Source organism: Streptomyces sp. MZ04, from assembly GCF_004684775.1.
Taxonomy (GTDB): domain Bacteria; phylum Actinomycetota; class Actinomycetes; order Streptomycetales; family Streptomycetaceae; genus Streptomyces.
The window spans coordinates 18,214-29,975 of record NZ_SRIC01000074.1 but is presented as its reverse complement, the minus strand read 5'-3'; the positions used below and the strand labels follow the sequence as shown (position 1 = coordinate 29,975).

The window sequence follows — 11,762 nt, the reverse complement described above, 5'->3', positions numbered from 1 at the left end:
CCCCCACCCGTGCCGCGGCCCAGGCCAGGGCCGACCGCCGCACCTCCGCCCGAAGCCGCCGACGATCCCGCTGACGAAGTCCGCGCCGGCTCAAGGAGCGTTACCCGCTCAGGGAGCGTTACCCGCTCAGGGAGCGTTACCCGCTCAGGGAGCGTCGCCGTTCACGCCGGCTTCGTGCGGTTCAGGCGGTCGTAGGCGACCAGCTCGACGGTCACCGCGACCGCGATCGCCTGGACCGCCATCAGGGCGATCAGTACGAACAGTTGCACCGCGCCCGCGAGGGCGGGGGACGCGCCGCCCAGGAGCATGCCGACGAACGCTCCCGGCAGCGTGACCAGGCCCACCGTGCGGGTCTGGTCGAGTCCGGGGAGCAGGGCGTCCGACGCGGCGGGGCGGATCACCTCCAGGCGGGCGTCCCGGGGGAGCAGACCGAGGGCCAGGCCCGCCTCGAACTCGCCCTTGCGGGCGTGGAGTTCGTCCAGGGCCCGGCGGCCGGCAAGGACGGTCGCCGTCAGCGCACCGCCGATGAGGATGCCGGTCACCGGGATCATGGCGATGCCCCGCACCGGGAGCAGTCCGGCCAGCGTGAGGCCGGTCACCACCGGGACGACGGGACCCGCGATCGGCAGCGCCGCCCACCACCAGCTGCCGTTCTCGGTGATGCGTCGCCCCGCGGTGCGCGCGGCGACGGCGAACATCAGGAGCAGGAAGGCGAAGAGCGCCGCCAGGTGGTGGATCACCCAGCCGATCACCAGGGACACCGCGCCCAGTTGCGCGGCCGCCCGCACCCCGGCCACCACGATCTCGCGCGCCCTGCCGTACGAGCCGTCGGGGGACAGCCGGAACACGGCAGCCGTCGCGGCCGCGACAAGCAGCAGCACGAGCAGCGCCGCACCGAGCGTCGCATTGACCGGAAGCAGGGCCTGAGCAGCGAGATCACGCACCCGCCCACCCTAGGCGGCGGCGCGCCCAGGAGATCGGAATCGGCCGTCGCAACCTGTGCGAGCGGGTCGTCGAGGAGGTGCCCAGGATGTGAGGATGCCGGAGGAACATGTGATGCCGAAGAAAGAAGGGCTGACCTCATGGCGCAGCAGGTACAGGGCGTGATCGCCCGCGCGAAGGGCGAGCCGGTAAGGATCGAGACGATCGTCGTGCCGGACCCGGGCCCCGGAGAAGCCGTGGTGAAGGTGCAGGCGTGCGGCGTCTGTCATACCGACCTGCACTACCGCGAGGGCGGCATCAACGACGACTTCCCCTTCCTCCTCGGCCATGAGGCCGCGGGCGTCGTCGAGTCGGTCGGCGACGGCGTCACCGAGGTCGCGCCGGGCGACTTCGTGATCCTCAACTGGCGTGCGGTGTGCGGTCAGTGCCGCGCCTGCCTGCGTGGGCGCCCCCAGTACTGCTTCGACACGCACAACGCCAAGCAGAAGATGACCCTCACCGACGGCACCGAACTCTCGCCCGCCCTCGGTATCGGCGCCTTCGCCGAGAAGACGCTCGTCGCCGCGGGCCAGTGCACCAAGGTCGACCCGGCCGCATCGCCCGCCGCGGCGGGACTCCTCGGCTGTGGCGTGATGGCCGGGCTCGGCGCCGCCATCAACACCGGAGAGGTCGGCCGGGGAGACTCGGTCGCCGTCATCGGCTGCGGCGGTGTCGGCAACGCGGCCGTCGTGGGCGCGCGGCTCGCGGGCGCCGCGAAGATCATCGCGGTCGACATCGACGACAAGAAGCTGCAGACCGCCAAGAGCCTGGGCGCCACGCACACCGTCAACTCCCGCACGGCGGACCCGATCGAGGCGATCCGCGAGCTGACCGGCGGCAACGGAGCCGACGTCGTCATCGAGGCGGTCGGCCGCCCGGAGACGTACGAACAGGCCTTCTACGCCCGCGACTTGGCGGGCACGGTCGTCCTGGTCGGCGTGCCGACACCGGAGATGCGCATCGACCTGCCGCTGCTCGACGTCTTCGGCCGCGGCGGCGCGCTCAAGTCGTCGTGGTACGGGGACTGTCTGCCCTCACGCGACTTCCCGATGCTCATCGACCTCTACCGGCAGGGGCGGCTCGACCTGGACGCGTTCGTCTCCGAGACGATCGCCCTGGAGGACGTGGAGAAGGCCTTCGAGCGGATGCACCACGGGGACGTCCTGCGTTCGGTGGTGGTCTTCTGATGGCGGCCGCCCGCATCGACCACCTCGTCACGTCCGGGACCTTCTCCCTCGACGGCGGCACCTGGGACGTCGACAACAACGTATGGATCGTGGGTGACGACAGCGAGGTCGTCGTCATCGACGCCGCGCACGACGCGGACGCCATCGCGGCAGCCGTCGGGGACCGCCGCGTCGTCGCGATCGTCTGTACGCACGCGCACGACGACCACATCGACGCGGCCCCCGCGCTCGCCGCCCGCACCGGCGCGCCGATCCTGCTGCACCCCGCCGACGCGGAGCTGTGGAAGCAGACCCACCCCGACCGCGCCCCCGACGGCGAGCTGGCCGACGGGCAGGAACTGACCGTGGCGGGCACGGCCCTGCGGGTCCTGCACACGCCGGGCCACTGCCTGGGCGCGGTCAGCCTGTACGCGCCGGAGCTTGGCACCGTCTTCACCGGCGACACGCTCTTCGCGGGCGGGCCGGGAGCGACGGGCCGTTCGTTCAGCGACTTTCCGACGATCGTCGACTCGATCAGGGACCGTCTCCTTGCGCTGCCGCCGCAGACGGTGGTGCGGACCGGTCACGGCGACAGCACCACGATCGGCGCCGAGGCGCCGCATCTGGAGGAGTGGATCGCTCGAGGGCACTGAGCGGGTACGGCGGCGGGCTCCGTGCCGGACGGGCCCGCCGCCTTGGACGAGCCGGCCGAAGCGCCCGGTGCCCCGGTGCCCCGGTGCCCCCGAGGCCGCCAGCCGTGTGCCGTCCGCCCTCGCCGACGAGATCGACCTGGCGGAGGTCACGCAGGAGTACAGCGGCTGCGCTGTGTCCCGAGGCCCGAGATCTCCATCTCCATCACGTCGCCGGGGGCCAGGTAGGGGAAGCGCCCGGAGAGGGCGACGCCTTGCGGCGTACCGGTGTTGATGACATCGCCGGGTTCGAGGACGAGGTACTGCGACAGGTGGTGCACGAGCTCCGCGACGCCGAAGATCATGTCGGCGGACACGGAGTCCTGCCGGACGTCCCCGTTCACGTACGACCGCAGACGCAGGTCTTGAGGGTCGCCGACCTCATCGGCGGTCACCAGGACGGGCCCCAGCGGGTTGAACGTCGCGCAGCTCTTGCCCTTGGACCACTGGCCGCCCGACTGCTCCAGCTGGAAGGCGCGTTCGGAGACGTCGTTGCTGACGGCGTAGCCCGCGACATGGGCGAGCGCGTCGGCGGGTGAGTCGAGGTAGGAGGTCCGACGCCCGATGACGACGGCGAGTTCCACCTCCCAGTCGGTCTTCTTCGAGCCGCGCGGGATGAGGACGTCGTCGTACGGGCCGATGACGGTGTTCGGCGCCTTGTAGAAGAGGATCGGCTCCTCCGGCGGCTCGGAGCCTGATTCGGCGGCGTGGGCGGCGTAGTTCTGCCCGACGCAGAGCACGGCGGACGGGCGGGCTATGGGGGCGCCGACGCGCTGCCCGGTGATGTCCGTCTCGGGCAGGCCGGAGGCGTCGGGGACGAGCGACGGGTCGTCGGACAGGGCGGCGAGGAAGGCGCCGTCGATGTCGCGGGTGACGGACGAGAGATCATGGTGCCGGCCGCCGGACGAGGCGAGGACGGGCCGTTCGCGGCCGGGCTCGCCGATGCGCATGAGACGCATGGGGTGAACTCTCCTGTGCGGTAAGGGAGATCGCGGTCAAGCGATCGCGGGAGTCGCCCCCACAGGGTGCACCGGAGGGAGCCCTTCGAACAGGCATAGGAGGCAGAAGTCGGCCCCGCCTGGTAGCACCCACTCTTGATCTCGGTTAAGTTAGGCAAGGCTTACCTAATGGAGGTTGACGAATGGGTGTCCGTCACATCAGCACGACCCTGCCCACAGCAGCGGCACGCGCGCGTTCCGTGCTCGCCACCGCGTGGTCCTGCGCGGTGACCACGGAGATCGGCAGGGACGAACTCGTCGGCGCGCACAGCGTCGGCGCGGACGGCACGGTCCTGCTGGTCCCGCCGCGGGACAGCGCACTGGCCACCGCGATGATCTGCGCGCCGCGCGGCGAGCCGTCCACCCTGCTGGAACTCGCCGATGTCTCTCCGGTGCCGGTCAGGGACCGGATCAGGGCCCGGCTGTGGCTCTCGGGGTCGCTCGTGCCCGACGGCGAGCGTTTCGTCTTCGCGCCGACCTGCGCCGTGCTGCACGACGCCACCGGCGAGCGGATCGGCATCGGCCTCGACGAACTCGCCCTGACGGCCCCCGACCCGCTCGCCGAGGCCGAGGCGCGGCTGCTCACCCACCTCGCCGACGCGCACGAGGACGCCGTCGAGCAGCTGACCCGGCTCGTGCGCGCCGACAGCCTGTACGGAGTGGTCCGCGTACGCCCGCTCGCCATCGACCGGTACGGCCTCACCCTGCGCCTGGAGCGGGCGCGCAGCCAGGCCGATGTGCGGCTGCCGTTCGACGAGCCCGTCGAGGACGTCTCCCAGGTGACCGAGCGCATGCACATCCTGCTGACCAAGGCCCGGCATGTGCGCCGCCCGCTACTGCGCCCCGCGACTCCCGAGTCCTGAGCCCGCCGACAGCTCCTTTCGCATCGAGCGCAGTGCGAGCACGAGCACTCCGATGTCGTCGAGGAACACCGGATCGGGCAGCAGGTCCGCGGGCAGTACGAGATAGGCGACAGCACCCCAGAACACCCACCGCCGTTCCACCGGCAACCCCGCCCCGCGCAGCCTGCGGCGCGCCCTGACAAGCCGTACGAGCAGGGCGATCGCGACCGCCAGCGTGGCGGCGGCCAGGACCCCGGCGGCCATGAGGAGGACCGTGACTTCCGTGCTCATCAGACCCTGACCTCCGTCCTGAGCGGGGCGCTCCGCCCCAGGCTATGCGCCCCTGCCGGACAGCGCGCGTAGGCGGCGTCCACAGGGTGACGGCCGCCAGAACATCCCGTTCCGCCCTCCCATGACGGACGATGGAACCCGGCAATGACCGCCGGATCCGCCAACTCCTTGTGGGAAAGGTCGAGATGAGCCAGACGTTGATCACGGCAGGGCGGGTTCTGACCGGGCCGCGCGGCCAGTACGTCAAGGACGGCGCCGTTCTGACGGACGGCGCGGCCATCGTCGCCGCGGGGCCCCGCGGCGCCGTCGAGCCGATGGCGCGCGACGGGGCGCGGCGCCTTGCGCTGCCCGGCGCCACGGTGCTGCCCGGCCTCATCGACGCCCATGTCCACCTGGTCTTCGACGCGAGCAAGGACCCCGTGGCCGTCCTGGACGCCCACGACGACCGCACGTTGATGCTCGCCATGGAGGAGCGGGCGCGCCAGTTCCTGGACAGCGGAGTGACCACCGTGCGCGACCTCGGCGACCGGGGCCGCCTCACCCTGCGGCTGCGCGAGGCGATCGCCGGGGGCACCGTGCCCGGACCCCGCATCGTCGCCGCCACCACACCGCTGACCACCAAGGGCGGCCACTGCTGGTTCCTCGGCGGCGAGGTCGACGGCGAGGACGAGATCCGCGCCCTGGTGCGCCGCAACGCCGAACTGGGCGCCGACGTCATCAAGGTGATGGCCACCGGCGGTGGCCTCACCCACGGCGGCCCCGCCACCTGGCAGACCCAGTTCGGCGCCCCCGAGATCCGCGCCGTCGTCCGCGAGGCGCACCGGGCGGGGCTGCCGGTCGCCGCGCACGGACATGGCACCGCGGGGATCGTGGCCGCCGTGATGGCAGGCGTCGACACCATCGAGCACTGCACCTGGATGACCCGCAAGGGCCTCGACCTGCGCGAGGACGTCCTGGACGCCATCGTCGCCAAGGGCATCCGGATCTGCCCCACCATCAGCCCCAACTGGCGGATGCTGCCCATGTTCTTCGGCGCCGAACGGGCCAAGGCGATGTTCGACCAGGTGCGGACCATGGCGGAACACGGCGCCCGCCTGATCGCCGGAACGGACGCGGGAGTCCAGCGCGCGGGCTGCGACGGCCTGGCCCAGAGCCTCGGCTTCTACCAGCACCTGGGCATCGAACCGGACCGCGTCATCGACATGGCCACCACGGAGGCCGCCGACGCCCTGGGCATCGCCGACCACGTCGGACGCCTGGCCACCGGCTACCGCGCCGACCTGATCGCGGTGCGCGGCGATCCGCTCAAGGACGTGGCGGCCCTGGGAGACGTACAACTGGTCATGGCGAACGGCAAGATGGTGGACCGTGAGTGACAACAATGGGCAGCCCATGGAACAGCCCATAGCCAGGACCACGAAGCCCGTTCAGGCCCTGCTGGTCGTCGACATGCAGTCCGCCTTCGTCTCCGGCGACGGCGCCGTACCGGACGCGGCCCGCGTCCTGGACCGTACGATCGACCTCATCACGCGGGCCCGCGCCGCCGGCGCCCTCGTCATCCAGCTCCAGAACGACGGCGAACCGGGAGCCGTCGACGAGCCCGGCACGCCCGGCTGGCAGATCCACCTCCCTGTGGACGCCGACAGGGGAGAGGCGATCCTCCGCAAGACCGTCGACGACGGATTCGAGGAGACCGGGCTCGGGGAGCTGCTCGCCGATGCGGGCGTGCACGACCTCGCCATCTGCGGGGTGCAGTCCGAGATGTGCGTTCTCTCGACCGCGCGGACCGCTCTGGAACGGGACTTCCGCGTCGTCCTGCCGCACGACGCGCACGCGACGTACGACATTCCCGCCGCCGAGGGAATCAGCGACGCGGTCCCGGCGGCGATGGTGTCGCGGGTCGCCGAATGGGCCCTCGGCGACGAGGTCGAGATCGTCGCGAGGGCCCGGGACGTCGACTTCACCAAGCCGTAGGCGGTACGTGGTGCGCGGTAGGCCGCAGCCCGTGGTGCGGCCAGGGAATCAGCGGGGTCCGAGATCGAAGACCCCGTACCCGAATCCCCGCGCCGTGACCGCGCCGCCCTCCGCCTCCACGCCCGCCGCCTCCAGGGCGCGCGGAGCCGCACCGGCCACGACATCGGTGGTGAACGCCGCAGGCGCGCTGCGCGGATTGACCACGACGAGAAAGCGCCCGCCCCTGACGTACACGAACGGATAGCCGCTGTGCAGCACCTCCACCGAGCCGTCCGGGCCCAGCTCGGGGGAGGCCTTGCGCAGCGCGATCAGGCGGCGTACGAGATGCAGCAGCGAGGTGTCGTCGGCGCGCTGGGCCGCGACGGTGGGCCGCTGTGGGTCCGGGTCCAGCGGGAGGTAGAGGCGGTCTTCCGGGGCGGTGGAGAAGCCCGCGCCGGGGCCGTCGTCCCACTGCATGGGGGTGCGTGATCCCGCCCGGTTGTAGTGCGGGCCGAGCACGCTGCCCTCGGTGTCGGGCAGGCCGGGGATGTAGCGCATGCCGATCTCGTCGCCGTAGTAGATCGCCGGGAGCGTGGGCCAGGTGAGCTGGAAGGCGAAGGCGGCGGGGAGCTGTTCGGCGGTGCGCGGACCGCAGTTGAGGCGTGAGAAGTCGTGGTTGGAGGTGGGCAGCGAGATGTGCCCGGCGTCGCCGACGGCCGCGCGGGCCGCCCGCCACGCCTCGACGAACGTATCGGGGGAGCCCTGGCCGCTCGGGTCGAAGAACGGGGCGACGGGATCCCACACCTCGGAGTCGGTGCCCGCGCGGTTGTTCCACAGGGAGCGCAGCGGCCGGCCGTCGGTGGGGCCGCCGAACTGGAGGAAGAAGTCGGCGTGGAACCCGGCGGGGACGGACACCGCGGGATCACCCCACTCCGACAGGAGCACCGCATCCGGATGTGCGGCGTCCAGCCAGCCGCGCAGTTCGGTCCAGACCGCCGCCGTGGCGCTGCGGTCCGGGTCGTCCTTGACCAGCGAGTGCGCCATGTCGACCCGGAACCCGGCGAGGCCGAGTCGCAGCCAGTGGTGCATGACGTCGCGCAGTGCGGCGCGGTTGGCGCGCGGTCCCTCGGCGTCGACCCGCTGCCGCCACGGCTCGGCCGGATCGAGGCGGGCGTAGCCGAAGTTGAGGGCGGGCTGGGAGTCGAAGAAGTTCGGCAGATACGCGCCGGGGCGGGAGCCCGGCGAGCGTACGAAGCCGTCCGGGCAGCCGTCGGGCGCCCAGATGTAACGGTGGTCGTCCGGGTCGTCGGCGGACGCGGTGAACCACGGATGCCGGTCGGAGGTGTGACCGGCCACCAGGTCGAGGAGGACCCGGATGCCGCGCCGGCCCGCCTCGTCCACCAGCTTGGCCAGGTCGTCGTTCGTGCCGTAACGGGGCGCGACGGAGAGATAGTCCGCCACGTCGTATCCGGCGTCGCGGAACGGCGAGGCGAAGCAGGGATTGATCCAGACGGTGTCGACCCCGAGCCAGGCCAGGTGGTCGAGATGCCCGGTGATGCCGTTGAAGTCACCGATCCCGTCGCCGTCGGAGTCGGCGAAGGACTGCGGATAGATCTGGTAGAAGACGGCGTCGGAGAGCCAGGCGGGCGCGGGGCGGAACGAAGTCATGGAACGGGTACAGCCTTTCCCTCGTATGTATGCGGCGCGGCTGAAGCGGCTCAGCCCTTGACGGCGCCGGAGGTCAGCCCGGAGACGACGGCTCGCCGGAAGACCAGGACCAGCAGGGCGACGGGCAGGACGGACACGGACGCGGCAGCGAAGATCGTGCCGTACGGGACGTCGTACTGGTCGCCGAAGAGCGCCATGCCGACCGGAATCGTCCGGAAGGAGTCGGCGCTGTTCAGCGTGACGGCGATGAGGAACTCCGTCCAGCACGCGGTGAACGTGAACACGCCCGCGGTGAACATGCCGGGCCTGGCCTGCGGCAGGATCACCGACACGACCGTGCGCACCGGCGACGCGCCGTCCATCCACGCCACCTCCTCCATCTCCTTGGGAATGCCCAGGAAGTAGTTGCGCAGAATCCAGATCGCGAACGGCACGTTCAGCGCGACGTACACGAGGATCAGGCCCTGATAGCTGTTGAGCCAGCCGATCTCGCGCATCAGCAGATACAGCGGTGCGGCGAGCGCGATGGCCGGGAACAGCGAGATCATCAGGAGCGTCACCATGATCGGCGCCTTGCCCCGGACCGGAAGCCGGGCCAGCGCGTAGCCGGCGAACACGGCGAGGGCCAGGACGACGATGGTGGCGAGTACGGCCACCACCACCGAATTCACCATGTACGTACCGAAGTTGTAGCGGTCGAAGGCCTCGTCGTAGTTGTCGCCCGTCGGCTTCCGCGGCCACAGGGTGGGCGGGTTCGCCGCGATCTCGCCGCGCGACTTCACCGACCCGGCGAACATCCAGTACAGCGGTGCGGCGACGAACAGCGCGATGAGCAGGGCCGCGCCGTGCACCCAGGTGACCTGAAACCGCCTCATCGGTTGTCCTCGCTCTCGCCCACCTGCGTACGGAACGCCTTGAGGAACACCAGACAGCCGACGAGGACGAGCCCCGCCGTCGAGGCGGCGACCGCGGCGCCAGGACCGAAGCTGAGGTTCTGGAACATGACCTGCCATCCCAACAGGGCCAGGGATTCGGTGGAGTTGCCGGGACCGCCGCCGGTCAGCACGAACGGCAGGTCGAAGATGCCGAACGCCTGCAGGATGCGGAACAGGACCGCGATGGCCAGGGTGGGGCGAAGGAGCGGAAGCCGGATCCGCCACCACACGGTCCACGCGCCCGCGCCGTCCACGCGGGCCGCCTCGGTGACGTCGTCGGGCAGCATCACGAGCCCCGCGAGGACGATGATCGCCACGAACGGCGTGGTCTTCCAGATGTCGGCGACGCTCATCGCCGCGATCGCCGGGACGGACGTCCCGAGGACGTTCATCTCGCTGCCCGTCACGGCTTCGTACGCGACGGAGAACGCGCCGTACACGCCGTTGTAGACGTAGGCCCACAACTGGGCGGAGACCACGGTGATCATCGCCCAGGGCAGCAGAAGCAGCGCCATCATCCAGCCACGCCCGCCGCTGAGCCGCTCGAGGACCAGCGCGATGAGCGTGCCGAGCACGACCTCCACGAAGACGGTGCCGAGCGTGTAGAGAACGGTGAACAGCAGGGCCTGGCGCCACCGTTCGGAGGTGAGCAGTTCGGCGTAGTTGTCGCCGGTGAACGCCCCGAGCCGGAAGCCGGAGCCGGAGACCTTCACCTCCGAGAAGCTCATCGCGAGCGAGAAGACGATGGGAAAGACGGTGACGGCGAGGACGACGAACAGGGCAGGCGACGCGAAGCCCCAGCCCAGTCGGGACAGCCGCCGGTCACGGGCCGAACGGCCCTTGCGCGGCGGGGGTGTGGTGAGCGCACCGACCTTCACGGGTGCGGCGGCCGGGGGCGCGCTTGTGCTCGTCACAGCCCGCTGCCCGCCAGCGCGTCACCGATCTCGCCGTCGGCCTTCTTCAGTGCGGCCGGGACGGAGGTGGAACCGGACAGGGCGGCGTTCAGGCTGCTGTAGACGGCCTTGCTGACGCGGGCGTACTTCGGGGTGTTCGCGGGCCGGGACACCAGCCGGGTGGTGGCCGCCGCCTTCAACACGGGCTGCCCCGCGGTGAGTTCCTTGTCGCCGAGTACCTTCGCCGACACCGGGATCATCGAGTTCTCCGCGAGGATGGTCTGGCCCTCGGTGCCCGTCATCCACTTGATGAACTCCAGGCTCGCGCCCAGCTTCTTCGAGTGCGGGTTGACCATCATGTTCCAGCCGCCGATGTTCGACGCGCCGGGCGAAGGGCGGCCCTTGAAGGTGGGCAGGGCGACCATGCCCACCTTGCCCTTGACCTTGGAGACCTTCGGATTCTCCGACTCGCCCCAGGCGTACCCCCAGTTGCGGTGGAAGGCGGCCTGCCCACTGGTGAAGGCCTGCAGGGACTGCGCCTCCTGGAAGGAGAGCATCGCCTTGGGGGCGACCCCGTCGTCGACGAGCTTCCTCATGTACGTGAGCGCCTTGCGGTTGGCCGCCGAGTCGATGGTCGACTTCTTGCCGTCCGAACTGACGCTGCTGCCGCCCGCCGACGCGGACAGCTCGGCCCAATCCGCCGTGAGGCCTTCGTAGTTGGCCCACTGGGCGGAGTAGCCGTACTTCACGTCCCCCGACTTCTGGAGCTCGGCGGCGGTCGCGGCCAGCTCCTCCCAGGTCTTGGGGACCGGCAGCTTGTGCCGGGCGAGGAGGTCCTTGCGGTAGAAGAGAAAGCCCTCGTCGGTGAAGAGCGGGGCCGCCAGATGCCTGCCGTCGTGCACGGTGCCGTCGGCGCGCCCCTCGGCGAACGACTTCCAGTAGCTCTTGGGTACGTAGTCGTCGAGCGGCAGGGCGAGTTCGGCGTCGCCGAACTGCGCGGGCCACACCACGTCACCGTTGTAGACGTCGATGTCGGAGGACCCGCCGGAGATCTCGGTGGTCAGCGTGGCCCGCACGGTGTCGGAGTTGGACGGGGCGGGCTTGAGTTCGACCCGGATGTCGGGGTGCGACTTCTCGAAGGCGTCGACGAGCTTCTGCGGCAGATTGTCGGTGCCGAAGTCCATCGCGTACCAGGTGATGGTGCCCTTGGCGGCCCCGACGGGCTTCTTCTCGTCGACCGAGTCTTCGCCGGAGGAACAGGCGCTCGCGGCGAGCAGGACGGTGGCGGTGCCGAGCGCGATGGCTGCTCGGCGCGCGGACATGCGCATGACGGCTCCTAGCGTGAG

General features: G+C 70.9%; 12 protein-coding genes. 5 read left to right on the top strand and 7 right to left on the bottom strand.

Annotation, left to right across the window (positions count from 1 at the left end):
* Window positions 1–161: 161 nt before the first annotated feature.
* The gene (locus tag E2651_RS17895; RefSeq protein ID WP_135332154.1) at window positions 162–944 is read right to left on the bottom strand and encodes an ABC transporter permease; all 783 of its coding nucleotides are present in this window, start codon (window positions 942–944) and stop codon (window positions 162–164) included.
* Window positions 945–1,082: 138 nt separating this feature from the next.
* Between E2651_RS17895 and E2651_RS17890 the strand changes: the two genes are divergently transcribed.
* Both E2651_RS17890 and E2651_RS17885 read left to right on the top strand, forming a co-directional pair.
* Window positions 1,083–2,168, top strand: a complete 1,086-nt coding sequence (locus tag E2651_RS17890; RefSeq protein ID WP_135332153.1) for an S-(hydroxymethyl)mycothiol dehydrogenase — start codon at window positions 1,083–1,085, stop codon at window positions 2,166–2,168.
* Window positions 2,168–2,800, top strand: a complete 633-nt coding sequence (locus tag E2651_RS17885) for an MBL fold metallo-hydrolase (protein WP_135332152.1) — start codon at window positions 2,168–2,170, stop codon at window positions 2,798–2,800. The genes E2651_RS17890 and E2651_RS17885 overlap by 1 nt, the downstream gene beginning before the upstream one ends.
* A 146-nt stretch (window positions 2,801–2,946) precedes the next feature.
* Here E2651_RS17885 and E2651_RS17880 read toward each other — a convergent pair whose 3' ends face one another.
* Window positions 2,947–3,795, bottom strand: a complete 849-nt coding sequence (locus E2651_RS17880) for a fumarylacetoacetate hydrolase family protein (RefSeq protein ID WP_135332151.1) — start codon at window positions 3,793–3,795, stop codon at window positions 2,947–2,949.
* Window positions 3,796–3,977: 182 nt separating this feature from the next.
* Between E2651_RS17880 and E2651_RS17875 the strand changes: the two genes are divergently transcribed.
* Window positions 3,978–4,697, top strand: coding sequence for a DUF2470 domain-containing protein (locus E2651_RS17875; protein WP_135332150.1), 720 nt, complete (start codon window positions 3,978–3,980; stop codon window positions 4,695–4,697).
* Here the strand turns inward: E2651_RS17875 and E2651_RS17870 are convergent.
* Entirely contained in the window at window positions 4,668–4,967 is a 300-nt protein-coding gene (locus E2651_RS17870; protein ID WP_135332149.1) for a DUF1232 domain-containing protein, read from the bottom strand. The two genes, E2651_RS17875 and E2651_RS17870, sit on opposite strands and share 30 nt — an antisense overlap.
* 131 nt (window positions 4,968–5,098) lie before the next feature.
* Between E2651_RS17870 and E2651_RS17865 the strand changes: the two genes are divergently transcribed.
* A complete protein-coding gene (locus E2651_RS17865; RefSeq protein ID WP_348541645.1) occupies window positions 5,099–6,343 on the top strand; it encodes an amidohydrolase family protein in 1,245 nt (414 codons plus the stop codon).
* Window positions 6,344–6,359: 16 nt separating this feature from the next.
* Entirely contained in the window at window positions 6,360–6,941 is a 582-nt protein-coding gene (locus E2651_RS17860) for an isochorismatase family protein (protein ID WP_135332157.1), read from the top strand.
* A 48-nt stretch (window positions 6,942–6,989) separates the two neighbouring features.
* Here E2651_RS17860 and E2651_RS17855 read toward each other — a convergent pair whose 3' ends face one another.
* From E2651_RS17855 to E2651_RS17840, 4 genes are read right to left on the bottom strand one after another with little or no spacing between them, the layout of a single operon-like run.
* Window positions 6,990–8,588 carry an alpha-amylase family glycosyl hydrolase gene (locus E2651_RS17855; RefSeq protein ID WP_135332148.1) on the bottom strand — a complete coding sequence of 533 codons (1,599 nt, stop codon included), beginning with the start codon at window positions 8,586–8,588 and terminating at the stop codon, window positions 6,990–6,992.
* Between the two features lie 50 nt (window positions 8,589–8,638).
* The gene (locus E2651_RS17850; protein ID WP_135332147.1) at window positions 8,639–9,463 is read right to left on the bottom strand and encodes a carbohydrate ABC transporter permease; all 825 of its coding nucleotides are present in this window, start codon (window positions 9,461–9,463) and stop codon (window positions 8,639–8,641) included.
* Complete coding sequence (locus E2651_RS17845) at window positions 9,460–10,437, bottom strand: sugar ABC transporter permease (protein ID WP_209446173.1); 978 nt, start codon at window positions 10,435–10,437, stop codon at window positions 9,460–9,462. Before E2651_RS17845 ends, E2651_RS17850 begins: the two co-directional genes overlap by 4 nt.
* On the bottom strand, window positions 10,434–11,744 hold the full coding sequence (locus E2651_RS17840) for an ABC transporter substrate-binding protein (protein WP_135332146.1): 1,311 nt from the start codon (window positions 11,742–11,744) through the stop codon (window positions 10,434–10,436). The genes E2651_RS17845 and E2651_RS17840 overlap by 4 nt, the downstream gene beginning before the upstream one ends.
* Window positions 11,745–11,762: the final 18 nt, after the last annotated feature.